Annotated in this window: 25 protein-coding genes and 1 tRNA gene; 11 read left to right on the top strand and 15 right to left on the bottom strand. The window is 59.4% G+C overall.

Annotated elements, in window-relative coordinates; translation table 11 throughout:
• Nucleotides 1-136: 136 nt before the first annotated feature.
• The 5 genes from HU718_RS08045 to dapA all read right to left on the bottom strand — a co-directional run bounded on the left by HU718_RS08045 (nucleotide 137) and on the right by dapA (nucleotide 3,831).
• Nucleotides 137-226, bottom strand: a tRNA-Ser gene (locus HU718_RS08045).
• A gap of 83 nt (nucleotides 227-309) precedes the next feature.
• A complete protein-coding gene (gene purC / locus HU718_RS08040; RefSeq protein ID WP_007911389.1) occupies nucleotides 310-1,023 on the bottom strand; it encodes a phosphoribosylaminoimidazolesuccinocarboxamide synthase in 714 nt (237 codons plus the stop codon).
• 28 nt (nucleotides 1,024-1,051) lie between these two features.
• Nucleotides 1,052-1,813 (bottom strand): MBL fold metallo-hydrolase, encoded by a 762-nt coding sequence (locus HU718_RS08035; protein ID WP_007911390.1) that lies wholly within the window; start codon nucleotides 1,811-1,813, stop codon nucleotides 1,052-1,054.
• Between the two features lie 6 nt (nucleotides 1,814-1,819).
• Nucleotides 1,820-2,935 carry an NlpB/DapX family lipoprotein gene (gene bamC / locus HU718_RS08030; RefSeq protein ID WP_095119105.1) on the bottom strand — a complete coding sequence of 372 codons (1,116 nt, stop codon included), beginning with the start codon at nucleotides 2,933-2,935 and terminating at the stop codon, nucleotides 1,820-1,822.
• Between the two features lie 17 nt (nucleotides 2,936-2,952).
• Nucleotides 2,953-3,831, bottom strand: coding sequence for a 4-hydroxy-tetrahydrodipicolinate synthase (gene dapA / locus HU718_RS08025; protein ID WP_186612691.1), 879 nt, complete (start codon nucleotides 3,829-3,831; stop codon nucleotides 2,953-2,955).
• 328 nt (nucleotides 3,832-4,159) lie between these two features.
• Here dapA and HU718_RS08020 point away from each other — a divergent pair, with 328 nt between their 5' ends.
• Entirely contained in the window at nucleotides 4,160-4,720 is a 561-nt protein-coding gene (locus HU718_RS08020) for a glycine cleavage system transcriptional repressor (RefSeq protein WP_038358363.1), read from the top strand.
• A 10-nt stretch (nucleotides 4,721-4,730) separates the two neighbouring features.
• Complete coding sequence (locus HU718_RS08015; RefSeq protein WP_095119107.1) at nucleotides 4,731-5,204, top strand: peroxiredoxin; 474 nt, start codon at nucleotides 4,731-4,733, stop codon at nucleotides 5,202-5,204.
• A gap of 137 nt (nucleotides 5,205-5,341) precedes the next feature.
• Here HU718_RS08015 and HU718_RS08010 read toward each other — a convergent pair whose 3' ends face one another.
• Together HU718_RS08010 and HU718_RS08005 are read right to left on the bottom strand one after the other, a co-directional pair.
• The gene (locus HU718_RS08010; RefSeq protein WP_034153151.1) at nucleotides 5,342-6,412 is read right to left on the bottom strand and encodes an AI-2E family transporter; all 1,071 of its coding nucleotides are present in this window, start codon (nucleotides 6,410-6,412) and stop codon (nucleotides 5,342-5,344) included.
• A 32-nt stretch (nucleotides 6,413-6,444) separates the two neighbouring features.
• Nucleotides 6,445-6,684: a sulfurtransferase TusA family protein gene (locus HU718_RS08005; RefSeq protein WP_150708150.1), complete on the bottom strand. Its 240-nt coding sequence runs from the start codon at nucleotides 6,682-6,684 to the stop codon at nucleotides 6,445-6,447.
• Between the two features lie 98 nt (nucleotides 6,685-6,782).
• Between HU718_RS08005 and HU718_RS08000 the strand changes: the two genes are divergently transcribed.
• Nucleotides 6,783-8,216: a M48 family metalloprotease gene (locus HU718_RS08000; RefSeq protein ID WP_150730348.1), complete on the top strand. Its 1,434-nt coding sequence runs from the start codon at nucleotides 6,783-6,785 to the stop codon at nucleotides 8,214-8,216.
• Between the two features lie 80 nt (nucleotides 8,217-8,296).
• Here HU718_RS08000 and HU718_RS07995 read toward each other — a convergent pair whose 3' ends face one another.
• The 4 genes from HU718_RS07995 to rpoE form a co-directional block, all read right to left on the bottom strand.
• A complete protein-coding gene (locus HU718_RS07995) occupies nucleotides 8,297-9,730 on the bottom strand; it encodes a DegQ family serine endoprotease (protein ID WP_102900260.1) in 1,434 nt (477 codons plus the stop codon).
• 210 nt (nucleotides 9,731-9,940) lie between these two features.
• Nucleotides 9,941-10,906, bottom strand: a complete 966-nt coding sequence (locus tag HU718_RS07990) for a MucB/RseB C-terminal domain-containing protein (protein WP_186612689.1) — start codon at nucleotides 10,904-10,906, stop codon at nucleotides 9,941-9,943.
• An 8-nt stretch (nucleotides 10,907-10,914) separates the two neighbouring features.
• A complete protein-coding gene (locus tag HU718_RS07985; RefSeq protein ID WP_007911408.1) occupies nucleotides 10,915-11,502 on the bottom strand; it encodes a sigma-E factor negative regulatory protein in 588 nt (195 codons plus the stop codon).
• A 30-nt stretch (nucleotides 11,503-11,532) separates the two neighbouring features.
• Complete coding sequence (gene rpoE / locus HU718_RS07980; protein WP_003172477.1) at nucleotides 11,533-12,114, bottom strand: RNA polymerase sigma factor RpoE/AlgU; 582 nt, start codon at nucleotides 12,112-12,114, stop codon at nucleotides 11,533-11,535.
• A gap of 557 nt (nucleotides 12,115-12,671) precedes the next feature.
• Between rpoE and nadB the strand changes: the two genes are divergently transcribed.
• Entirely contained in the window at nucleotides 12,672-14,288 is a 1,617-nt protein-coding gene (nadB, locus tag HU718_RS07975) for an L-aspartate oxidase (protein ID WP_186612687.1), read from the top strand.
• Here nadB and HU718_RS07970 read toward each other — a convergent pair.
• Together HU718_RS07970 and HU718_RS07965 are read right to left on the bottom strand one after the other, a co-directional pair.
• Nucleotides 14,257-14,709, bottom strand: a complete 453-nt coding sequence (locus tag HU718_RS07970; protein ID WP_186612686.1) for a protein YgfX — start codon at nucleotides 14,707-14,709, stop codon at nucleotides 14,257-14,259. The genes nadB and HU718_RS07970 overlap by 32 nt on opposite strands.
• Nucleotides 14,693-14,947 (bottom strand): FAD assembly factor SdhE, encoded by a 255-nt coding sequence (locus HU718_RS07965; RefSeq protein ID WP_007911418.1) that lies wholly within the window; start codon nucleotides 14,945-14,947, stop codon nucleotides 14,693-14,695. Before HU718_RS07965 ends, HU718_RS07970 begins: the two co-directional genes overlap by 17 nt.
• Before the next feature lie 150 nt (nucleotides 14,948-15,097).
• On the opposite strand from HU718_RS07965, the gene ygfZ reads away from it, so the two are divergent.
• Both ygfZ and HU718_RS07955 read left to right on the top strand, forming a co-directional pair.
• Nucleotides 15,098-16,039 carry a CAF17-like 4Fe-4S cluster assembly/insertion protein YgfZ gene (gene ygfZ / locus HU718_RS07960; RefSeq protein ID WP_186612683.1) on the top strand — a complete coding sequence of 314 codons (942 nt, stop codon included), beginning with the start codon at nucleotides 15,098-15,100 and terminating at the stop codon, nucleotides 16,037-16,039.
• Between the two features lie 35 nt (nucleotides 16,040-16,074).
• Nucleotides 16,075-16,896, top strand: coding sequence for an HDOD domain-containing protein (locus tag HU718_RS07955; protein ID WP_064388478.1), 822 nt, complete (start codon nucleotides 16,075-16,077; stop codon nucleotides 16,894-16,896).
• A 273-nt stretch (nucleotides 16,897-17,169) separates the two neighbouring features.
• On the opposite strand, the gene HU718_RS07950 is transcribed toward HU718_RS07955, so the two are convergent.
• Together HU718_RS07950 and HU718_RS07945 are read right to left on the bottom strand one after the other, a co-directional pair.
• Nucleotides 17,170-18,555, bottom strand: coding sequence for a sensor histidine kinase (locus HU718_RS07950; RefSeq protein ID WP_150706210.1), 1,386 nt, complete (start codon nucleotides 18,553-18,555; stop codon nucleotides 17,170-17,172).
• Nucleotides 18,548-19,219, bottom strand: a complete 672-nt coding sequence (locus HU718_RS07945) for a response regulator (RefSeq protein ID WP_102900255.1) — start codon at nucleotides 19,217-19,219, stop codon at nucleotides 18,548-18,550. Before HU718_RS07945 ends, HU718_RS07950 begins: the two co-directional genes overlap by 8 nt.
• Before the next feature lie 236 nt (nucleotides 19,220-19,455).
• Here HU718_RS07945 and HU718_RS07940 point away from each other — a divergent pair, with 236 nt between their 5' ends.
• The 5 genes from HU718_RS07940 to HU718_RS07920 are packed head-to-tail and all read left to right on the top strand — an operon-like array spanning nucleotide 19,456 to nucleotide 24,837.
• Entirely contained in the window at nucleotides 19,456-20,748 is a 1,293-nt protein-coding gene (locus HU718_RS07940; protein WP_007911430.1) for an OprD family porin, read from the top strand.
• Nucleotides 20,749-20,801: 53 nt separating this feature from the next.
• Complete coding sequence (locus HU718_RS07935; RefSeq protein WP_095119118.1) at nucleotides 20,802-21,779, top strand: Bug family tripartite tricarboxylate transporter substrate binding protein; 978 nt, start codon at nucleotides 20,802-20,804, stop codon at nucleotides 21,777-21,779.
• 56 nt (nucleotides 21,780-21,835) lie between these two features.
• Complete coding sequence (locus HU718_RS07930; protein ID WP_134178114.1) at nucleotides 21,836-22,294, top strand: tripartite tricarboxylate transporter TctB family protein; 459 nt, start codon at nucleotides 21,836-21,838, stop codon at nucleotides 22,292-22,294.
• A 1-nt stretch (nucleotide 22,295) separates the two neighbouring features.
• Nucleotides 22,296-23,810 carry a tripartite tricarboxylate transporter permease gene (locus HU718_RS07925; RefSeq protein ID WP_007911435.1) on the top strand — a complete coding sequence of 505 codons (1,515 nt, stop codon included), beginning with the start codon at nucleotides 22,296-22,298 and terminating at the stop codon, nucleotides 23,808-23,810.
• Complete coding sequence (locus HU718_RS07920) at nucleotides 23,803-24,837, top strand: AbrB family transcriptional regulator (protein ID WP_150730343.1); 1,035 nt, start codon at nucleotides 23,803-23,805, stop codon at nucleotides 24,835-24,837. The genes HU718_RS07925 and HU718_RS07920 overlap by 8 nt, the downstream gene beginning before the upstream one ends.
• Nucleotides 24,838-24,905 lie beyond the last annotated feature (68 nt).

The raw sequence follows: 24,905 nt of genomic DNA, 5'->3' as shown, positions 1-24,905 counted from the left end.
TTACTTAAATTGCCTCGCGCCCAACGACCTCACTGCGCAAGACGCGCTTCAGCGCCTCCGCTATCGCCACGAATACCGGATTCGCAGAAACGAAAAAGCCCCGTAGATTTTCATCTACGGGGCTTTTTCTATGTAATGGCGGAGAGATAGGGATTCGAACCCTAGGTACCGGTGAAGGTACAACGGATTTCGAATCCGTCCCATTCGGCCACTCTGGCATCTCTCCAACGGCGCGCATCATAACAACACTTTTACCGAAAGCAAACCCTCTTTCGAAAATTTCTTCGTGCTATCAGATGCTTGCGTCGATTAAAGCGGTACGCCCAGACGATTGGCGACTTCTTCGTAAGCTTCGATGACGTCACCGAGGCCCTGACGGAAGCGGTCCTTGTCCATCTTCTTCTTGGTGTCCTTGTCCCACAGACGGCAGCCGTCCGGGCTGAACTCGTCACCGAGGACGATGGAGCCGTCGCTGAACACGCCGAATTCAAGCTTGAAGTCGACCAGCAGCAGGCCGGCGTCGTCGAACAGCTTGGTCAGGACTTCGTTGACCTTGAGCGACAGTTCTTTCATGCGAACCAGTTGCTCGGCGGTGCCCCAGCCGAATGCCACGACGTGGGATTCGTTGATGAACGGGTCGCCCTTGGCGTCGTCCTTCAGGAACAGTTCGAACGTGTACGGGTTGAGCTTCAGGCCTTCTTCAACGCCCAGACGCTTGACCAGGCTGCCAGCGGCGTAGTTACGCACGACGCACTCGACCGGGATCATGTCGAGCTTCTTGACCAGCACTTCGTTGTCGGCCAGCAGTTTGTCGAATTGGGTCGGTACGCCGGCCGCTTCGAGTTTCTGCATGATGAAGGCGTTGAACTTGTTGTTGACCATGCCTTTGCGGTCGAGCTGCTCGATGCGCTTGCCGTCGAACGCCGAGGTGTCGTTGCGAAACAGCAGGATCAAGCGGTCAGCGTCGTCGGTCTTGTAAACCGATTTGGCTTTGCCGCGGTAGAGTTCTTCACGTTTTTCCATGATGGGCTCCGCTTGCTAAGTAGGTGGGCTAGGCGATGTGGCGCCAGTCGAGCCCTGAATCTTGATCGGCCAGTTGCAGCCAGTCCGGGTCGCACCCGAGGGTGTCGACAAAACATTGCCGGGCCAGCTGCGGCAGGTTGTTCTTGCTGCTCAGATGGGCCAGGACCAGGTGTTGCAAACCCTGCCAACCCAACTCGGACACCAGGAATGCCGCCTGATGGTTGTTCAAATGTCCCAGCTCGCCGCCCACCCGCTGCTTGAGAAAGTACGGGTAGTGACCACGGGCCAGCATGTCACGACAATGGTTGGACTCGATCATCAACGCATCGAGATCCCGATAACCGTCCAGCACCCGCTCGCAGTAGGAGCCCAGGTCGGTCAGCAGGCCGAAGCGCCGCTGCTCGTGATCACTGAAGACATACTGGGTCGGTTCCTGCGCATCATGAGCCACGGCAATGACCCCGATGTTCAGTGCACCGATCTGCAGTTGCTCGCCGCCAGCCAGGAAGCCTGCGGGTTCAATCGGTTTGCGCATCCCGCGCAGTGTGCCGCGACTGAGGTAGACCGGTAGATTGTAGCGCCGAGACAGCAAACCCACGCCATGCACGTGGTCGGCATGTTCGTGGGTTACGAGTATCGCGCTCAGTTGCGCCGGGTTCACACCCAGGCGCAACAGGCGTTTTTCGGTTTCCCGCAGGGAAAAACCACAATCCACCAGCACATACGTATCAGCACTGGCGATCAGCGTGCCGTTCCCTTGGCTACCGCTGCCGAGAACGGCAAAACGCATGATTGATCAGCCCAGGTTGTCCTGAATCACGCTCAACACTTTGCGTGCCACTTCGGCCGGCGCGACGGTGTTGATGTTTTTCTCGACGGTCACCTGGATGTTCTCGCCAACCTTGCTCAGGCGAACCTGATAACGCTCGGCACGGGATTCAACTTCTTCCTTGGTCGGCGCACTGCCGAACAGGCTGCTGAAGAAACCAGGCTTGTCGTCTTTCTTCTCGGCTTTTTCGGCCAGGTTGATGTAGTACAGGCCAAGGCTGCGGTTGATGTCTTCAACGCGCCATTCGCCTTGTTCCAGTGCACGGCCAACGCTCGACCAGGCACGGTCCAGATCGGTACCGACGTTCAACACCGGGTTGCCGCTGCCGTCTTCGCTGAGGCTGACACGGCTCGGCGTATCGAAATCACGCGAAGCCAGCATCGACACCGAACCACCCTTTTCGGAGATACGGCTCATGCTTGCGAGCATGTCGTCGACCAGGGCGGCATCCAGGCCAGTGTTGACCGAACGATTGGTGAAGGCCACATCGGCAGTGCTGCCGGCAGGACGCTCGGCGCTGACCACGTAGATTTCACTGGTATTGCGCTGCACGCCCGGCTCGATACGCACACGCACGCGGGTTTCGCTATCGCTGGCGATACCGGCTGCGCTCAGACGCTTGGCCATAGCGGCGGACAGCTCGTCGGAATGCTGCCAGGTGGTGGTGAATTCGCCGGTTTGCGGGCGCTGTTCATCCAGACGGAAGCCGTTGTCCTGGAAGAACTGCACAGCCACTGGCCAGACTTCGGCCGGTGGGTGCTGGGCCACGACCCAACGCGAATCACCGCTTTTCTGCAGCGAGTAGTCGCTGGCATCGGCAACGGCCGACAGCGGCTGAGGACGCGGAACAATGTATTCGCCCTTGGCGGTGTCATCAGCGACGTTGCGCGGGATCGGCAGCAGCGGATCCAGACGCTTGGAGGTGCTGACATCCGGTGGCAGTTGCATCGGTGCAGTCTGTTGCGCTTCCAGGTAATCGCTACCACGGTCACGGAAATAACCTTCCGGGCCCCAGACCCATCCGCAGCCACTGGTGCTGGAGATAATCAAGGCAAGTGCGGAAAGTCCGGCCATTCGCTTCATGCGTTGTACTTCCTCAATTAAACCAGGACGCTGCACTGGCGCAGGGCCGAGCGCAGCGTTTCATGACAAGGTGTGCTCAGCCAGGTCAGTGGCAGGCGGATGCCTTCGTGCATCAGGCCCATTTCAACCAGAGCCCACTTCACTGGAATCGGGTTGGCTTCGATGAACAGGTCTTTGTGCAGTGGCATCAGTTTTTCGTTGATCGCCCGTGCGGTGTCGGCGTCGCCTTTCAACGCGGCCTCGCACAGATCAGCCATTTCGCGCGGAGCGACGTTGGCAGTCACGGAGATGTTGCCTTTGCCACCCAGCAGGATCAGTTCGACTGCGGTCGGATCATCGCCGGACAGCACGATGAAGTCCTTGCTCACGCCATCGATGATCGCTTTGGCGCGTTTCAGGTCGCCGGTGGCTTCCTTGATACCGATGATGTTCGGCACGGTGGACAGGCGAATCACCGTCTCGGCCTGCATGTCGCAAGAGGTGCGGCCAGGAACGTTATAGAGAATCTGTGGAATGTCGACAGACTCGGCGATGTGTTTGAAGTGCTGGTACAGGCCTTCCTGAGTCGGCTTGTTGTAGTACGGAACGACCAGCAGGCAGGCATCGGCGCCGGCTTCCTTGGCGTCGCGGGTCAGCTCGACGGCTTCGCGGGTGGAGTTGGCGCCAGTGCCGGCGATGACCGGAATACGCCCGGCAACCTGTTTGACCACGGCCTTGATGACGGCGATGTGCTCTTCTACATCAAGAGTTGCCGACTCGCCGGTAGTACCGACCGCGACAATGGCATGGGTGCCGTTCTTGAGATGGAAGTCCACGAGTTTGCTGAGGCTGTCCCAGTCAAGACGCCCTTGTGCATCCATGGGAGTGACCAGTGCCACCATACTGCCCGCAATCATGAAACCGCTCCTGCCGGAAAAAGAGAGCGGTAATGGTACTGGCGCCAAGATGCTTGCACAAGCGAAGTACTGCGCTGCCGCCATTCCCCTTGGCGCCGCTTTTCGCTACCCTTCAGACTTTGATCGGTACTGATCAGCTTGTACGCCGGGTTCCAGCCTCCCTTTTCGGCCTCACAGACCCCGTTCCTGCGTCGCATCGGCGCGTTCCCGCTATAGTGGAGCGAGCCGCGAGCTTGCCGGGCCTCTTTGTACGGACCGCCAGAACAGGCACTCCCCGGCAGCCAACGCGCGTCAACCTACCGACCGCTCATCGCTTTAGGAATGCTGCATGTCCACCCCCACAGTTCGCGAACAATTCCTTGTCATCAGTGCCCTTGGCGCCAACCCCATGGAGCTGACTAACGTCCTGTGCCGCGCCAGCCATGAAAATCGCTGCGCCGTGGTTACTTCGCGCCTGACTCGCCACGGCGAGTGCAGTGCGCTGATCCTCGAGATCTCCGGCAGTTGGGACGCCCTCGCCCGCCTGGAGGGCAGCCTCCCGGGCCTGGCCAAGAAACATGCCTTCACGGCTAACGTGGTGCGCAGCGCGCCGCTGGAAAATCGTCCGCAGGCGCTGCCGTATGTGGCCTATGTCAGCTCGGCGTATCGTCCGGACATCATCAATGAGCTGTGCCAGTTCTTCATGGATCACAACGTCGAGCTGGAAAACCTGACCTGCGACACGTATCAGGCACCGCAAACCGGCGGCACCATGCTCAACGCCACGTTCACCGTGACCCTGCCGGCCGGCACCCAGATCAGTTGGCTGCGCGACCAGTTCCTCGACTTCTCCGACGCGATGAACCTGGATGCACTGATCGAGCCTTGGCGCCCACAAAACCCAATGTAAGGAAGCTTTCATGGCCGTTGTCATCGACCAACCGGTTGCCGATTTCGAAGCACCTGCCACCAGTGGGCAGACCGTCAGCCTGTCCGCCCTGAAGGGCAAACAAGTGGTGATCTACTTTTACCCGAAGGACAGCACTCCGGGTTGCACCACCGAAGGCCAGGGCTTTCGTGACCAGTACGCCGCGTTCAAGGCTGCCAACACGGAGATTTTCGGTATCTCACGCGACAGCCTGAAGTCCCATGAGAACTTCAAGTGCAAGCAGGAGTTTCCATTCGAGTTGATCAGCGACAAGGACGAGGCCGTTTGCCAGTTGTTCGACGTGATCAAGTTGAAGAAGCTGTACGGCAAGGAATACCTGGGCGTTGATCGCAGCACGTTCCTGATTGATAAGGACGGTGTTCTGCGTCAGGAATGGCGCGGTGTGAAAGTGCCGGGGCACGTGGATGCCGTTCTGGCCGCTGCTCAGGATTTGAACAAGGCCTGATGGTTTTGCGTCATTTTTACTGACACCTTCGCGAGCAGGCTCGCTCCCACATTAAACCGTGTTCGCATGGGCGAATCGATCAAATGTGGGAGCGAGCCTGCTCGCGAATAGCCTTCCTGCAAAATCTGGATCAATCGCTACAGCAGCGGCGCCACCGCCGGCTCCTGGCGCGGCCACGCATCCAGCACTGCCTTGAACAGGGTCGCCAGCGGGATCGCAAAGAACACACCCCAGAATCCCCACAATCCGCCAAACAACAGCACCGCGCAGATAATTGCCACCGGGTGCAAATTGACCGCCTCCGAGAACAGCAGCGGCACCAGCACATTGCCATCCAGTGTCTGAATGATCCCGTAGACCGCCATCAGATAAATGAACTGATCGCTCCACCCCCACTGGAATAATGCGATCAACAGCACCGGCACGGTCACGACCACAGCGCCGACATACGGCACCACCACCGACACACCGACCAGCAACGCCAGCAGTGCGGCATAGTTGAGACCGAGCGCGACGAAAGCGATATAGGTCACGCCACCGCAAATCACGATCTCGATGACCTTGCCGCGAATGTAATTGGCGATCTGCCGGTTCATCTCCTGCGCGACCCGGGTGATCAGCGCGCGCTCGCGTGGCAAGTAGCCTCGCACCCACTCACCGATCATTGCCCGATCTTTAAGGAAGAAAAACACCAGAATCGGCACCAGCACTAGGTAGATCATGATGTTCACCAGCAGCGGCAGACTCGACAGCGAGAAGGTCAGTGCCCACTGGCCGAATTTGCCGATCTCGCCGCGCGCCGCTTCGATGGCTTGCAAGACTTGTTCATCGGAAACCAGATGCGGATAACGCTCCGGCAGCAATAGCAGCAGCGATTGCCACTTGGCAAGCATGCCCGGCAGCTCATTGAACAGAGTAATCAACTGATGCCAAAGCAGCGGCAGCACCACGACGATAAACAGCATCAACACGCCCATGAACAGCGCAAACACCAGTCCAACCGCCACGCCACCCGGCACGCGCAGACGTTCCAGCGTGACCACCAGGCCCTGCATCAGATACGCCAGCACCATCCCTGCCAACACTGGCGCGAGCATCCCGCCGAGGGTCAGCACGGCCGTGAAGGCGAGAAACAGCAGCACCGCCAGCACCACCGCTTCTTCGTCGGAAAAATAGCGCTGAATCCAGTCGCGTAACACTTTGAACATCAATAATCCTTAGGTCTTTTACGCTATCGGGTTCAGGTTTTTTTCAACCAGTAACGGTAAACGCCTGCTTCGTCTTCTTCGCGCAGCAGCGTATGACCGGCCAATCTGGCGAAGGTGCGAAAGTCGCGCTGCGAGCCAGCATCCGTGGCGATCACCTTGAGGACGGCGCCACTTTGGAGCTTGTTGAGTTCCATTTTTGCCTTGAGCAACGGCAACGGACAATTCAGGCCACTGGCGTCCAGTTCCACGTCATGGGCTACAGCGTCAGTCATTGCGTCACTCCGGTTCAGGTCGTCGAGCTGCCTAGAATATCTGGTCGCAGCTCCGGTGTCCGGCTACAGTAAGGTCTTTGTCTTCTAAGGCTTTGTGCATGACTTTTCTGCGCCCTACCCTGCTGACGCTCGCTTGCCTGCTCGCCTCACCAGGCTTTGCCGACGATCTGCCGTCACTCGGTGACGCCAGTTCTGCCATTGTCTCGCCGCAACAGGAATATCAGCTCGGTCGTGCCTGGCTGGCCATGTTGCGCAGCCAGGTTTCACAACTCAACGACCCGCAGCTCAAGGACTACGTCGAATCCAGCGTCTATAAGCTGGTCGAGACCAGCCAGGTCACTGACCGGCGCCTCGAATTCATCCTGATCAACAGCCCGCAACTGAACGCCTTCGCGGCGCCGGGTGGTGTGGTCGGGGTCAACGGCGGTCTGTTTCTCAATGCGCAGACCGAAGGCGAATACGCCTCGGTACTGGCGCACGAACTGGCTCACTTGTCGCAACGCCACTTTGCTCGTGGCGTCGAGGCCTCGCAGCGGATGCAGGTGCCGATGATGGCCGCGCTGCTGGCCGGGATTGTCATTGCGGCAGCCGGCGGCGGTGACGCCGGGATCGCGACCATTGCCGGCACTCAAGCGGCGGCAATCCAATCGCAACGCACTTTCTCCCGGCAGAACGAACAGGAAGCTGACCGCATCGGCATTCTCAATCTGGAAAAAGCCGGGTACGACCCGCGTTCGATGCCGACCATGTTCGAACGCCTGATGCGTCAATATCGCTTCGACGCCAAACCACCGGAATTCCTGCTGACTCACCCGGTGACCGAATCGCGTATCGCCGACACCCGCAACCGTGCCGAACAGGCCAAACCGGGCGGTATTGAAGACTCCAAGCGCTATCAGTTGATCCGCGCGCGCGTGCAGTTGATCTACGAAGAAACTCCGGGGCTGGGCGGCAAGCGCTTCCGTGCGCAGTTGGACGAGAACCCGCTGAACGATGTGGCTCGTTACGGACTGGCCATCGCCCAGATCAAGGGCGGCCAATTGAATGAAGCGCGGGAGAACCTCAAACAGCTTTTGGCCAAGTCACCCAACGAGATCATCTACAACCTCGCTCAAGTCGATCTGGACATCACCAACAATCGCCTGCCTGACGCACAGTCGCGGGTAGACCGGATGCTTACGCAGTATCCGGGCAACTATCCGCTCAATCAGGTGCGCGTTGATCTGCTGCTGAAACAGAATCGCGCTGCCGATGCCGAGAAGGCACTCGAAGGTCTACTCAAGTCACGCCCGGATGATCCGGACGTCTGGTATCAGGTTGCCGAAACCCGTGGCTTGTCGGGCAACATCATCGGACTGCACCAGGCTCGTGCCGAGTACTTCGCACTGGTTGGCGATTACCGCCAGGCGATCCAGCAGCTCGATTTTGCCAAGCGCAAGGCTGGCAGCAACTTCCCACTGTCCTCACGCATCGATGCCCGCCAGCGTGAGCTGATGGAGCAGGAGCGGATGATCAAGGACATGATGGGCTGATCGTTACCCGCCACGACAAAGCTTCAGGCATAAAAAAACCGCCTCTTTCGAGGCGGTTTTTATTTACCTGTCAAACCTGATCATTCAGCCAGTTTGAAGGTGATGAAGCTCGCACGACCTTGTCGCAGTACGCGCATCGACACCGAACGATTCTTCGGCAGTGCTTTCGCGATTTCGGCGAATTCCTTGCTGGAGCCGATGGCCTGGTTGTTCAGGTGAGTAATGACATCGCCTGGTTGCAGACCGATCAGCGCTGCAGGACCGTCCTGCACTTCCTTGATCACCACACCACCTTTGAGGTCGTAGGTTTTCTTCTGCTCGGCAGTCAGTTCGCCCACCGATACACCGAGGCGGTTGCTGTTGGTTTCAGCACCGGACTTCGGCAGCGCATCCAGTTCCTTGTCTTCATCAGGGATCGCGCCAACCGTCAGTTCGACGTTCTTGCGCTTGCCTTCACGAATCACTTCCAGATTGGCTTTCGCGCCAGCCTTCAGTGCGCCGACCAGATGTGGCAGGTCAGCAGACATGACGATCGGTTGGCCGTTCATGCTCAAGATCACGTCGCCGACTTGCAGGCCGCCCTTCGCTGCCGGGCCGTCATCCTGAATCTGTGCAACCAGCGCGCCGGCCGGCTTATCCAGGCCGAACGACTCGGCCAGATCCTTGTTCACTTCCTGGATGACTACACCCAGCCAGCCTCGGCTGACTTTGCCACCGCTCTTCAGTTGATTGGAAACATCCATCGCGACATCGATAGGAATCGCAAAAGACACACCCATGAAGCCGCCGGAGCGGGTGTAGATCTGCGAGTTGATGCCAACCACTTCACCGTTCAGGTTAAACAGCGGACCACCAGAGTTGCCCGGGTTGATCGGCACGTCAGTCTGGATGAACGGCACGTAGTTCTCGTTCGGCAGGCTGCGGCCTACGGCACTGACGATGCCTTGAGTCACGGTGTGGTCGAAGCCGAACGGCGAACCGATTGCCACGACCCATTGGCCGGCTTTCAGGTCCTGGGATTTGCCGAGCTTGAGCACCGGCAGATCCTTACCTTCAATTTTCAGCAATGCCACGTCGGAGCGCGGGTCAGTGCCGATCAGCTTGGCTTTCATTTCACTGCGGTCGGCGAGGCGGACGAGGATTTCGTCGGCATCGGCGATCACGTGGTTGTTGGTGAGGATGTAGCCATCGGAAGAGATGATGAAGCCCGAGCCCAGCGACTGCGCTTCACGTTGACGACCACCGCCGCCCGGCGAACGCTGCTGAGGCGGCATGCCACGTTCGAAGAACTCGCGCAGCATCGGCGGCAGACCTTCGAGGTCAGGCATCTGCTGGTTCACTTTGCGATCCGGCAGCTTCTGCGTGGTACTGATGTTCACCACGGCTGGCGAAGCTTGTTCGACCAATTGGGTGAAGTCAGGCAGATCGGCCGCTTGCGCAGCAGGCACCGCCTGACCGAGCAACAGCACGGTGGCGAAAATGGAGAGATAAGATTTCAAACTTGGTATCGACATACAGCTCCCGTTACGACGAGCAGGGTTAAGCGATATGGAGCAAGGAACACCGGAAACCACCGACCGGCATTTTTGTTCCAGGAACAACAAACAAGGCCAGAGCCGTGAGGCTCTGACCTATAAAAAATTTTCGGGGTATTTGCAAATGAAAATGCTCAGCAAACATTTCATCTACGTCTCGACGAAGAGGTGGTAATGACTGAAATCAGCTCACTGCTTGCTGGTCGCAGCGCCATCGGTATTACGCATCGACAGAGCAATTCGTTCGGCGGTGCCAATCGGAATCTCGCCAACCACCGTGACCATCATTTCGCCCTCGGGGGTAGTCAGGCGACGAGAAACGGCGACAGTCGGGCCAAGTTGAGTCCGGGTATCGGTCACTGTTGCACCGTTCAACGGCTCAAGGAACACCGAGAAACGCGCCAGACCATCGTCATACAGCAAGCTGTTGACCTGGGTCTTGGTTTCCGGATCTTTGTGCGAGGTGCTGCTGGTCAATTCAAAACCCGTCGGCAGCCATTCAGAGTGCCATACCTGAGCAGTCTTGACGGCCGAAGCCTTGTCGCTGTCGAGCGTAATCGCTTTACAGTCGGCGTCGGCCTGCAAGTCTTTGTCCGAAGGGACTTCATCAGTAACAAGACTGGTGAACTGGAAACGTTCGAGCAACTGCCCCTTGTCGTTCAGCAACAACGACTTCAGTGGCAAACCCGTTTTCCTGTCCAGATGCAATTCAAAACCGTAACGATGCTGATCGCGAGGCGTCAGCGATACGATCACTGCGTCTCGCCCGGCCACGCGCGATTTGCCGATGACGGCAAGGTCATACCAGTTTTTCAGCTTTTGCGGATCGAGAGGACGAGCGGCTGAGTTGGGAGAATCCCCCAGTCCGGCTATCAGGGTGCCGCTGACGCATTGAGTATGCCCATCAATGCGCACGACTTCCTGTGCCGAACCGTCGAGCTGAAGTAAACGCTCGCGAACCTGGCCATTCTGGACGCGATGCCAGATGTTATGGGTAGAAAAGCTACCGTTACGCTCGTAAACGAATGTGCCGTGAAAGCTTTGCTGCTGCTCGGCCTGGCCCAGACGGGTCAACCAGTCCTGGGCCTCATCAGCATGGGCTGGAACAACGAACCAGCCGCTGAGCAGAAGCGAAAGTAGAGGTATGGCGCGCATGATCCTCCTTATCGGTTTTCCAGACTTGCTGCACGTGCGTATGGCAGTGCGCTCTCAGTGCCTTTCAGTGCAGCCTGTTGAGCGTGCTGTCGCAGATAACCTGGCAGACGCTGATCATGCCAGCCTGGTTGACCTTGCAATACGCCATTGGCCATTGGGCCAGTGGCTTCCGAACTCTCACTATAGCCTGCCAGAACAGCCGGACCTTTGACCTGTGGGGTCGCCAGGGTTGGCTGATTGGATTGCTGAGCCAGTTCGACACCAGCGATTTCGTCCTGGTTGTACAGGCGAACACCGGCCAGCACGGCAACAGTTACCGAGGCTGCAACAGCCAGACGGCCGAGGTTGCGCCATGGGCTGCGAGATACTTTGGCCGGAGCCGTTTCGTCTTCCAGTGCAGCAGACACTGCCGCAGCGATATCCAGACGTGGCAGCAGCAAATCCTTGTGCATGGCTGCCCGAGCGATCTGGTAACGAGCCCAGGTCTCACGGGTTTCTACGTCGTCCAGTGCATTGAGCACCCGACGCAATTCCAGTTCGTCCGCTTCGTTATCCATCACTGCGGACAGCGATTCCTGCAGGGCTTCACGACTCATGGCGTTCCTCTCTTGGCTGTCGCCGCTGTCTCAGTTTTCCTGCAACAACGGCTGCAGGGCTTTATCGATGGCCTCCCGAGCGCGGAAAATCCGGGAGCGCACGGTACCCACCGGACATTGCATGACGCTCGCAATGTCCTCGTAACTCAGACCATCGAATTCACGTAAAGTTAAAGCCGTACGCAAATCCTCTGGCAGTTGCTGGATGGTTCGATGGACGGTGCCTTCGATCTCATCCCGCAGCAGTGCACGTTCTGGTGACTCGAGATCCTTGAGGCCGTGATCGCCATCATAGAACTCTGCATCCTCGGAACTTACATCGCTATCCGGCGGCCGGCGGCCGCGTGAAACCAGGTAATTCTTTGCCGTGTTGATGGCAATACGGTACAGCCACGTATAAAACGCACTGTCGCCGCGAAAGTTTCCAAGTGCTCGATACGCCTTGATAAAGGCTTCCTGAGCCACGTCCTGGGCTTCATGGGTGTCGTGCACAAAACGCACGATCAACCCGAGAATCTTGTGCTGATACTTCAGCACCAACAGATCGAAAGCTCGCTTGTCGCCGCGTTGAACGCGCTCGACCAGCTGCTGATCCTCTTCCTGGGTTAGCATGAACACTCCTCGATAAGCCCGAAGGAGACTTGCATAACTAAACGACCAGACTTGCAAACATAGACTCGGGCTTTTCGCAAAAGTTCTCCCCCTCCAGGCAAGTTTCCTGCGGGCTCTGATTTGGCACGCACGAAAAACGCAGCTCGGGATAAACCGGCTGCGCGAATAATCTTGTCATCGGTTTCGCCGGCAGGAATCCAACCACAGATTCCGCACTGAAGCCGACACTGTCCCTTATCTCTGGCACCGACTATTGATCTTGGGCCTTTGGCAAAAGTTCCAATTATTTATAGCCGTCGCCACCCGACATTGGGCAACCCTGTGCAGAAAAAGTCTGTTTCAGCGCCGATACAGTCGCCTTTTCCCCCAACATGGGAAAAAAACTTCCGACGAAGCACCCGTTTTTCCCGTCACAGTAGTTTCACAATGCCATATCGGCGCGGCTATTGTGCCGTCCCCCCCCTCTATATACTAGTGGGCTGTGTGGCTGTCTTGACTCGCCGATCCAGCTGTCTTGCTCCACCCCCGACCCGGGTCGCTTTGAGCGGAATCCTGTAATGAGCCAACAATTCCAACACGATGTTCTGGTCATTGGCAGCGGTGCTGCCGGTTTAAGTCTCGCGCTGACCCTGCCCGGTCATTTGCGCATTGCGGTATTGAGCAAAGGCGATCTGGCCAACGGCTCTACTTTTTGGGCCCAGGGTGGCGTCGCCGCCGTGCTCGATGACACTGATACTGTCGAATCCCATGTAGAGGACACCCTGAACGCCGGTGGTGGTCTGTGCCATGAAGACGCCGTGCGCTTCACTGTGGAGCACAGCCGCGAAGCCATCCAGTGGCTGATCGACCAAGGCGTACCCTTCACCCGCGACGATCAGTCAGGCACTGAAGACGGCGGGTTCGAATTTCATTTGACCCGAGAAGGCGGCCATAGCCATCGGCGCATCATCCACGCCGCTGATGCTACCGGCGCAGCGATTTTCAAAACCCTGTTGGCCCAGGCCAAAGAGCGTTCGAACATCGAATTGCTGGAGCAGCGGGTTGCCGTTGATCTGATTACCGAACGCCGTTTAGGCATGGACGGCGAGCGCTGCCTCGGCGCCTATGTACTAAATCGCAAAACCGGCGAGGTCGACACCTACGGCGCACGCTTCGTGATTCTGGCCTCGGGCGGTGCCGCCAAGGTCTACCTCTATACCAGCAACCCCGACGGCGCCTGCGGTGACGGCATCGCCATGGCATGGCGCTCGGGCTGCCGAGTGGCGAACCTGGAATTCAACCAGTTCCACCCGACCTGCCTGTATCACCCGCAGGCCAAGAGTTTTCTGATTACCGAAGCCCTGCGCGGCGAAGGCGCGCATTTGAAGCTGCCCAATGGCGAACGCTTCATGTCCCGCTTCGACAAGCGCGCCGAGCTGGCACCACGCGACATCGTCGCCCGGGCCATCGACCATGAAATGAAGCGTCTGGGTGTCGACTGCGTCTATCTCGACATCAGCCACAAACCCGAAGCGTTCATCAAAAGTCACTTCCCGACTGTTTATGAGCGCTGCCTGGGATTCGGCATCGACATCACCAAACAGCCGATCCCGGTCGTACCCGCCGCGCACTACACCTGCGGTGGCGTGATGGTCGATCAACAAGGTCGCACCGACGTGCCGGGCTTGTACGCGATTGGCGAAACCAGCTTCACCGGCCTGCACGGCGCCAACCGCATGGCCAGCAACTCGTTGCTGGAGTGCTTTGTCTATGCCCGTTCGGCAGCAGCCGACATTCTCGCGCAACTGGACGATGTCGCCGCGCCAAGCGCCCTGCCCGCCTGGGACGCCAGCCAGGTCACCGACTCCGACGAGGACGTGATCATCGCGCACAACTGGGATGAACTGCGGCGATTCATGTGGGACTACGTCGGCATCGTGCGCACCAACAAGCGCCTGCAACGGGCTCAGCACCGCGTGCGCCTGCTGCTGGATGAGATCGACGAGTTCTACAGCAACTATAAAGTCAGCCGCGACCTGATCGAGTTGCGCAATCTGGCGCAAGTCGCCGAACTGATGATCTGCTCAGCCATGGAGCGCAAGGAAAGTCGCGGCCTGCATTACACCCTCGACTATCCGGACATGCTGCCCGAGGCGCTCGACACTATTCTGGTGCCGCCCACCTACGCCGGCTGAACTTGAGCCGTACTCGCAGACGTCGGTGCATATCCGCCGTTTGCGAGTCCCGTGGCACGCAGACCGATCTGACCCGCCATTCGCCGCGCAATCTGAACCTCAGCACCACAATCAGCGGTAGCGCGAGACTGTCCGGGCGCAGCTGTACCGCCTGCCAGCCGTCCGCCTGATTCCACAACTGCCAGCCATCGGCGTCCCGGCGCAGACCGCGAAAGGCTCGACAGTGATTCAGCAGAATCTGCCTAGGTAACACCCAAATCCCGTGAAGCAGGCAAGCGAAAACCCCGAGCAGACTGGCCCAGAGTGGAATCGAAAGCAGAAACAAAGCACCCAGTGCGAACGCCTGGGCCAACAGATACGCCGCCAGCAACTGCCGCGAGGCATGCCAGCGGCATTCGAACGTGTTACTTGGGCTGGACACGATCCAGGATCATGCGAACCATGCGCTGCAGTTCCGGATCTTCAGACTCGCTGCGCTCCATGAACCAGCCGAACATGTCCTGATCCTCGCACGTCAGCAAACGCACATACAGATCGCGATCCACCTGGTTCAACGTCGCGTAAACCTCCTGCACGAACGGCACCAGCAACACGTCAAGCTCAAGCATGCCGCGACGGCTGTGCCAAAACAGGCGATTCAGTTCAACTTGTTCGACCATGGGGCCCTCCTCAAATTTGCCGGCAAGTATACAGCCCCGGCGCGGGTCGCACAGTCGGCTTTGGTCGGGCACCACCGATCCTTTATCAACTACCCATTTCACCAACGCGCCCTTATGATGTGCCCCAGTCTATTTACCCTGCGAAGACCCATGGCCGATTCTGCTTTTTTCTGCACCCTGTCTCATGAAGGCGTTCTCGCGGTTCGCGGCGCGGATGCCGGAAAATTCCTGCAAGGCCAGTTGACCTGCAACCTCAATTACCTCAGCGACAGCCGCGCCAGCCTCGGCGCCCGCTGCACGCAGAAGGGCCGGATGCAGTCGAGCTTCCGCATTCTGCTCGAAGGTGACGGCGTGGTCCTGGCGATGGCCAGCGAACTGCTCGAACCGCAACTGGCGGATCTGAAAAAGTACGCGGTGTTCTCCAAATCAAAACTGACCGACGAAAGTGCCGCTTGGGTACGTTTTGGCCTGGAGCATGGCGATAACGCCTTGACCAGTCTCGGTCTGGACCTGCCGGCAGAAACCGACAGCCTCGTGCGTAATGAAAGCCTGATCGCGATTCGCGTCTCGCCGGATCGCGCCGAGCTCTGGGCACCGGTCGATCAGGCTGACGCGATCAAAGCCAAATTGTCCGCCACCCTGCCTGAAGCCGAGCTGAATCAGTGGCTGCTGGGCCAGATCCGCGCCGGTGTCGGCCAGGTCATGCCGAGCACCCGCGAGCTGTTCATTCCGCAAATGCTCAACCTGCAAGCGGTCGGCGGCGTGAGTTTCAAGAAAGGCTGCTACACCGGCCAGGAAATCGTTGCGCGCATGCAGTACCTGGGCAAACTCAAGCGTCGTTTGTATCGCCTGAGCCTGGACGCCGCTGATTTGCCAGAGCCTGGCACACAACTGTTTGCGCCGAGCCACAACAGCGCCATCGGCGAAGTGGTGCTGGCCGCCAAGGCCGGGCAAAACATTGAACTCCTGGCGGTGCTGCAGGCCGAAGCTGCCGAAGCCGGTGATTTGCATCTGGGCGCCCTCGAAGGTCCCGCGCTGCATCTGCTCGACCTGCCTTACGAACTGGATCGCGACCGCGAAATCCAGCGCTGATCGCAGCATTTGTTGCAACACCCTAGAGAGTTTAAATGAGCGAACTGGCGGAAAAAGTCCAACAGGATTTGGTTGAGGCCATCGATAACGATGACCTGGTTCTGCCCACGTTGCCGGAAGTGGCCCTGCAGATTCGCAAGGCCGCTGAAGACCCGGAAATCAGCGTCAGCGACCTGAGCAAAGTGATCGGCCGGGACACGGCGCTGTCGGCGCGCCTGATCAAAGTGGTCAACAGCCCGCTGCTGCGCGCCGCACAGGAAGTCACCGACCTGCACACCGCCATCACCCGGCTGGGCATCAACTACAGCAGCAACCTGGCGATCGGTCTGGTGATGGAGCAGATTTTCCACGCCCGCTCCGAAGTGGTCGAGCAGAAGATGCGCGAAGTCTGGCGCAAGAGTCTGGAAATTGCCGGGGTCAGTTATGCGCTGTGTCGCCGCTACACGCAGCTCAAACCCGATCAGGCAGCGCTCGGCGGGCTGGTGCATCAGATTGGCGTGCTGCCGATTCTGACTTACGCCGAGGATCACTACGAACTGTTGTCAGACCCGGTCAGCCTCAACCATGTGATCGATCACATTCATCCGTTGCTGGGCGACAAGTTGTTGCGGGTCTGGGAGTTCCCGGAGCGACTGGTGGAATTGCCGGGGCGCTATCAGGACTTCAAGCGCGATTCGACGGCCATTGATTACGTCGATCTGGTGCAGGTGGCGAGCCTGTATTGCCACAAGGACACGGATCATCCGTTTGCGCGGATTGATCCAATGACCGTTCCGGCGTTCAGGAAGCTTGGGATTGATCAGGAGAACAAAGCGCTGTGTGAAGATCTGGAAGAGTCGCGGACGATGTTTTACTGATCCGAAACCGCGCCGCCCCATTCGCGAGCAGGCTCGCTCCCACAATGAAATGCATTCCCCTGTGGGAGCACAGCTGATTCACACATTGAAATGCATTCCCCCTGTGGGAGCACAGCTGATTCACACATTGAAATGCATTCCCCCTGTGGGAGCACAGCTGATTCACACATTGAAATGCATTCCCCTGTGGGGGCACAGCTGATTCACACATTGAAATGCATTCCCCCTGTGGGAGCGAGCCTGCTCGCGAAGGGGCCAGCAAAACCACCACAATCACCCGGCGATAAAACTGACCCGCACCTTCAACCCCGCCTGCTCGCCATCGTGCAAAGTGATCTGGGCCAGATGCGCCCGGCAGATCTCGCCGACAATCGCCAGCCCCAACCCTGAACCTGCCACCTGCTGATTACGTCGGTAGAACCGCTCGAACACGCGATCGCGATCCTCCAGCGGAATGCCCGGCCCATCATCTTCTACCTCAAGCACCGCCGGCGCGGTCACGCGCAAAATGACGTTACCGCCCGGTGGCGTATGCGCCAAAGCGTTGTCCACCAGATTGCTCAGCAACTCATTCAACAACGTCGGCTCACCGCGTAACCAGACGGGTTCGTCCGCCTCCAGCGCCAGCGCCACCCCGCGCTTGTGCGCCAACGGCGCCATGGCCATGCCCAATTCCCGGGCCAACTGGCTCAGATCGAGCAACTGCGCACCGCCCTCGGCAATCGCCCGGGCACCGTTTTCGACGCGCGCCAGCGACAACAACTGATTGGCCAGATGGGTCAGGCGATCAGTGCTTTGCGCCGAGGATTCCAATGTCGTGCGCCACGTCTCGGGTTCGTTCGAACGCAGGCCCAGTTCAAGCCGCGCCTTCAGCGCCGCCAATGGCGTGCGCAACTCATGGGCCGCATCGGCGATGAACTGCGCCTGCCGTTCGAACTGACCACGCAAGCGCTCGGTGAAATGATTAAGCCCGCGCACCAAAGGCCACAGCTCATGCTGCACTTCAACCAATGGCAGCGGGCGCAAGTCGTCGGGCTGACGCTCTTCCACCGCCGTGCGTAAACGCTCCAATGGGCGCAGTGCCGCACTGACCGCAAACCAGACCAGCAACAACGCGCCGATCGCCAGCATGCCCAATCGCAGCAAGGTATCGGCGGCCAGACTGCGCGCCATGCTCACCCGTGCCTCGTCGGTTTCGGCGACGCGGATTTCCGCCATACCGTTCATGTTCGGTTCGGTCACCGCTTTCAGCAGGCTGACCACGCGCACGTTTTGCCCTTTGTACGTGGCGTTGTAGAAGCGCGCCAGCGCGGGATAGCTGTCCGTGCGCGGCGTCCCCGGCGGCGGCCCGGGCAAGTTTTCATAGCCGGAAATCAGCTTCTGATGGATGTCATTGACCTGATAGTAGATCCGCCCCGCGCTGTCATAAGCGAAGGTATCGAGTGCGACGTAAGGCACATCGGCGCTCAGTGTGCCGTCACGTTGCGACAGACCCGCCGCGATGGTCCGCGCCGAGGCCAGCAACGTACGATCGTACGCGGTGTCGGCGGCTTCGCGACCGTTCCAGTACGCGCTCAATCCGCTGGCGAGCATCAACACCACCAGCAACAACGCGAGGTTCCACAACAAGCGCCAGCGCAGGCTGCTGGGCTTATGCATCGCGGCTTTCCAGCAGGTAACCGAGGCCGCGGAAGGTCACGATCGCTACCGGTTGACCGTCGAGCTTCTTGCGCAAGCGATGGACGTAGATCTCGATGGCATCGGGGCTGGCCTCTTCGTCGAGACCGAACACCTGTGCGGCCAATTGCTCCTTGCTCATGACCCGACCTGGCCGGGCGATCAGTGCTTCCAGCACCGCTTGTTCTCGCGACGTCAGGGTCAGCAAATCTTCGCCAAGGGTGAAGCGCCGGGTGTCGAGGTCGTAGGCCAGCACGCCGCAGCGCTGCTGGCGTTCGCCACCGAGCACACTACGGCGCAGCAAGGCTTTGACCCGCGCTTCCAGTTCAGTCAGTTCGAACGGTTTGGCGAGGTAATCGTCGGCACCCAGATTGAGGCCATGGACACGATCCTTCACATCACTGCGCGCGGTGAGCATCAGCACCGGCAGATTTTTCCCACGTGCGCGCAACCGCGCGAGCACCTCGAAACCGTCCATGCGCGGCAGGCCGACATCAAGGATCGCCACGGCGTATTCCTCACTGCCCAGCGCCAGATCGGCGGCCACGCCATCGTGCAAGACATCCACGGTCAGACCGGTGCTTTTGAGCGCCTGAGCGACACTTTCGGCCAGTTGCAGATGGTCTTCGACGAGCAGGACACGCATGGATTTTTACCTCGTTCAGGGATGGCCGACGCCACGCTTTGCCGCGGAGTTTACAGCCGCAACCGCCGCTGTGAAGCCCGAAAACCTTGAAAGTCTGCTGAAAGGTTAGCGAAAGGTTAGCTGGTTACAGTCGGCCCACGGACAGTTCCGACTGCCGTCGCTGATGCCACTCAGCGCAACGAAAAACGCCTCGAAGCGTTTTCGACCAATAAGAACAATAAACGGAGTACACCCGCATGCCGTCCATGCAGCCTCAGGCGTCCACGCCTGTTCGCCCTTCCCGTTTCAGCCACACCGCCCTCGTCAGTGCCGCCGCTCTCGCCGGTTTTTCGCCGTTGAGTTTTGCCGACTTCATTGAAGACAGCAGCGCCACCTTCGAAACCCGCAACATGTATTTCAACCGCGACTTTCGCGATGGCACCAGCGCCCAGCAATCCAAGCGTGACGAATGGGCCCAGGGTTTCATGCTCAATCTGCAATCGGGTTACACCGACGGCACCGTGGGGTTCGGTGTCGATGCGCTGGGCATGCTTGGGGTAAAACTGGATTCGAGCCCGGACCGCACCGGCACTGGCCTGCTGCCGACCCACGATGATGGGCGCGCGGCGGATGAATACTCGAAAGTCGGCCTGACCGGCAAAGTTAAAATCTCCGCCACCGAACTTAAAATCGGCAGCCTGATTCCTGAACTGCCGATTCTCAAACCGAACGACGGGCGCATCCTGCCGCAGACCTTTGAAGGTGGCTTGCTGACCTCCAAAGAGATCAAGAACCTGACCTTCACCGGTGGTCGACTGGAAAAAGCCAAGGATCGCGACAGCACCGATTTCGAGGACATCGCCCTCAACAACAAGAACAGCCGTTTTGCCGGCACCGCCGCTGGCAAACACTTCGACTTTGGCGGCGTGGACTACAAGTTCACCGACAAGATCACCGGCAGTTACCACTTCGCCCAACTCGACGAAGTCTATAACCAGCACTTCTTCGGCCTCGTTGCTTCGCGGCCGATGGGCCCCGGCACGTTTGCAACCGATCTGCGTTTCGCCGTCAGCGATGACCAAGGCGCAGCCCGTGGCGGCGAGATCGACAACCGCTCGCTCAACGGTCTGGTCAGCTATGCCCTGAGCGGCCACAAGTTCAGCGCCGGTTATCAGCACATGTCTGGCGACAGCGCTTTCCCTTACGTCGATGGCAGCGACCCGTATCTGGTCAACTTCGTGCAGATCAACGATTTTGCCGGCGCTGAAGAGCGCTCCTGGCAGGCTCGCTATGACTTCGACTTCGCCAAGCTCGGCATTCCTGGCCTGAGTTTCATGAGCCGCTACTTGAGCGGTGACAACATCAAGCTCAAGAACGGTGAAGAAGGCAAAGAGTGGGAGCGCAACACCGAGATCAAATATGTAGTACAAAGCGGCGCCTTGAAGGATGTCGCCGTGCGTTTGCGTAATGCCACTTACCGCTCCAACTACTCGGCTCGCGATGCAGACGAAGTGCGTTTGCTGGTGAGCTACAGCGTTGCCCTTTGGTAAATGCCCGTAAGTGAAAAACACGTCGAATAACAACAATGCCCGTGGAGAATCGAATGAACCTGTCACTGCGTAAAGTTGCACTGGCCGCCAGTTGCATCCTGTTTGCCGGCCAACTGATGGCCGAACCGAAACGTCCGGAATGTATCGCCCCGGCCTCCCCCGGCGGTGGTTTCGACCTGACCTGCAAACTGGTGCAGAGCGCACTGGTCAACCAGAAACTGCTGAGCAAACCGATGCGCGTGACCTACATGCCCGGCGGTGTCGGCGCGGTGGCCTACAACGCCGTGGTCGCGCAACGTCCGGCGGATGCCGGCACGCTGGTGGCGTGGTCGAGCGGTTCGCTGTTGAACCTGGCCCAGGGCAAGTTCGGTCGTTTCGATGAAACCAACGTGCGCTGGCTCGCAGCGGTCGGCACCAGCTACGGCGCCATCGCGGTGAAAAGCGATTCGCCTTACAAGACCCTCGACGATCTCGTTCAGGCACTGAAGAAAGATCCAAGCTCGGTGGTGATCGGTTCCGGCGGCACCGTTGGCAGCCAGGACTGGATGCAAACCGCACTGATCGCCAAGGCTGCCGGGATCAACCCGCGCGACCTGCGTTACGTGGCGCTCGAAGGTGGCGGCGAAATCGCCACGGCCCTGCTCGGCGGCCACATTCAGGTCGGCAGCACCGACATCTCCGACTCCATGCCGCACATCCAGAGCGGCGACATGCGCCTGCTCGCGGTGTTCGCCGACAAGCGTCTCGACGAGCCGGAAATGAAAGACATCCCGACCGCTCGCGAGCAAGGCTACGACATTGTCTGGCCAGTAGTGCGCGGCTTCTACCTCGGGCCAAAAGTCAGCGACGAAGACTACGCCTGGTGGAAAGACTCGTTCGACAAACTGCTGGCCTCCGACGAGTTCGCCACGCTGCGCGACCAGCGTGAACTGTTCCCCTTCGCCATGACCGGCCCGGAACTCGACACCTACGTGAAGAAGCAAGTCGCGGACTACAAAGTGCTGGCCAAAGAGTTCGGCCTGATCCAGTGATCGCCTCTGTCTAGCGGCTGCGTTCCCGGTTGCGGGGACGCGGCACAGGAGCTCCCATGCTTATTCAACGCATTTTCGCCTCCGTGCTGTTGCTGGCTTGCGCCGGCCTGGCATTGATGGCGTGGCCGTACCAAGCGGCCTTTTCCTACGAACCGGTCGGCCCGCGCGCCTTCCCCCTGCTGATGCTCGGCCTGATGGGCGCGGCGCTGCTGTACATGGTGTTCCGCCCGGCGCCGATCAAACACAGCGACGACGAGCCGCCACTGGATCGCGAAACCCTGACCAAGATCGCCATTTGCGTCGCACTGCTGCTGGTGTTCGCCGGTCTGTTCGAACCGCTGGGTTTCATCCTCAGCAGCATCCTCATCGGCATTCCGATGGCGCGCCTGTATGGCGGTCGCTGGATGCCGAGCATCGTGGTGACCACGCTGATGGCCATCGGTCTATACCTGTTGTTCGACCGTGTGATGGACGTTCCGCTGCCCCTTGGCCTGCTCGACGTGCTGGAGAACTGATATGGATACCCTCGGTTATTTGGGTCAAGGCTTCGGCGTCGCGCTGAGCCCGTACAACCTGGTCACGGCCCTGACCGGCACACTGATCGGCACCGTCGTCGGCCTGCTGCCGGGCCTTGGCCCGATCAATGGCGTGGCCTTGCTGATCCCGATCGCTTTCGCCCTCGGCCTGCCGCCAGAGTCGGCATTGATCCTGCTGGCAGCGGTGTATCTGGGTTGCGAATACGGCGGCCGGATCAGTTCGATCCTGCTGAACATTCCCGGCGAAGCATCGACCGTGATGACCACCCTCGACGGTTACCCGATGGCCCGCAAAGGTCTGGCCGGTGTGGCTCTGTCGCTGTCGGCGTGGAGTTCGTTTATCGGCGCGTTTATCGCCACCTGCGGCATGGTCCTGTTCGCGCCGCTGCTGGCGAAATGGGCGATTGCCTTCGGCCCGGCGGAATACTTCGTGCTGATGGTGTTTGCGATTGTCTGTCTCGGCGGCATGGCCGGTGACCGACCGTTGAAGACCTTTATCGCGGCGTTGATCGGTCTGTTCCTGTCGAGCGTCGGCATCGACGCCAACAGCGGCGTTTACCGCTTCACCGGCGACAACATTCACCTGACTGACGGCATTCAATTCGTCGTGCTGGTGCTGGGCCTGTTCTCGGTCAGCGAGATTCTGTTGCTGCTGGAGAAAACCCATCGCGGCCAGGAAGCGGTGAAAGCCACCGGGCGGATGATGTTCAACTTCAAGGAAGCGTCGTCGGTGTTCGTGGTGAACATCCGTTGCGGCCTGCTCGGTTTTATCATGGGCGTATTGCCGGGTGCTGGTGCGACGCTGGCCAGTGCCGTGGCCTACATGACCGAAAAACGCATCGCCGGTGCCAGTGGCAAATTCGGTCAGGGTGATGCCCGTGGCCTCGCTGCGCCGGAAACTGCCATCGGTGCTTCGGCCTGCGGTGCGCTGGTGCCAATGCTGACGCTGGGTGTGCCAGGTTCGGGCACCACGGCAGTGATGATCGGCGCCCTGTCGCTGTACAACATCACGCCGGGCCCGCTGCTGTTCCAGCAACAACCCGACATCGTCTGGGGCCTGATCGCGTCGTTGTTCATCGCCAACATCATGCTGGTGATCCTCAACATCCCGATGATCCGCATCTTCACCCGCATCCTTGCCGTGCCGAACTGGGCACTGGTGCCGGTGATCGCGATCATCACCGGGATCGGCGTTTACGCGGTGCACGCCACCACGTTCGACTTGTTCCTGATGGTCGGTATCGGCATCTTCGGTTACATCCTGCGCAAGCTCGACTTCCCGTTGTCGCCGGTGCTGCTGGGCTTCATCCTCGGTGGTCTGATGGAGCAGAACCTGCGTCGGGCGCTGTCGATTTCCAACGGTGCGCTGGAAATCCTCTGGTCGAGCCCGATCACTTTCGGTGTCTGGGTGCTGACCGCGATCATGCTGCTGATGCCGCTGCTGCGCATCTGGCGCAAACGTTCGGTCGCGCGTCGCGCCATCGCCGATGTTTGATCGCGCCTCACTGAAATCCTGGTGGGGAACCCCGCTGGTCGGTCTGCTCGGCGGTTACCTCGCCAGCCAGATCGGCTGGCCACTGCCGTGGATGGTCGGCTCGTTGCTGGCGATCATCCTCGTGCGCTGCCTGACCCCGTGGCAACTCACGGAAATCCCTGGCGGCCGCAAGTGCGGCCAGTGGATTGTCGGCATCGGCATCGGCCTGCACTTCACCCCGGTGGTGATGGAGCAGGTGCTCAGTCATTTTGGTTTGATCTTCTTTGGTGCGCTGGTCACCAGTGTCTCGGCGGTGGTCGGCGTGTGGTTGATGCGCAGCACCGGTGAGGATCGCGCCACGGCATTTTTCTCGAGCATGCCCGGCGGTTCCGGGGAGATGGTCAACCTTGGCGCGCGTAATGGCGCGATGCTCAGCCATGTCGCGGCAGGGCAAAGTTTGCGGGTGCTGGTGGTGGTGCTGTGTGTACCGGCAGCGTTCAAATATCTGCTGGGCGACGGCAATCCGATTTCTCATGCCGGCAGCGTCGATTGGCGCTGGCTGGCGATTCTGTTTCCGGCGGGCGGTTTGCTTGCGTGGCTCTGGCAGCGTTTGCGCCAACCCAATCCGTGGTTGTTCGGGCCGTTGCTGGTGAGTGCGGCGGTGAGCATTGGCTGGGATCTGCACATTGGTTTGCCCAATGGTGGCAGTCAGATTGGTCAGTGGTTGATTGGTAGCGGTTTGGGTTGTCACTTCAACCGGCAGTTTTTCCGCCGCGCGCCTTCATTCATGGGGCGGACGTTGATCGGCACGGCGTTGACCATGTTGATCGCGACACTGGCAGCGTTGGGGCTGAGTGCGTTGACCCATCTGGATCTGCGTTCGCTGACGCTGGGCATGATGCCCGGCGGGATTGCCGAGATGAGCCTGACGGCGGAGACCCTGCAATTGTCGGTGCCGCTGGTGACAGCGATGCAGGTGATGCGGTTGTTGTTTGTGCTGTTTCTGGCGGAGCCGTTGTTCAAGTACTGGAACCGTAATCCGGAGTAAGACCGCGTCGCCCTTTTCGCGAGCAGGCTCGCTCCCACAGGTTCTTGTGGGTGCCACAGATTATGTGT

Origin of the sequence: Pseudomonas tensinigenes (genome assembly GCF_014268445.2) — a bacterium.
Taxonomy (GTDB): domain Bacteria; phylum Pseudomonadota; class Gammaproteobacteria; order Pseudomonadales; family Pseudomonadaceae; genus Aquipseudomonas; species Aquipseudomonas tensinigenes.
The sequence above is the reverse complement of the archived record's forward strand: the minus strand, read 5'-3'. Positions and strand labels throughout refer to the sequence as shown.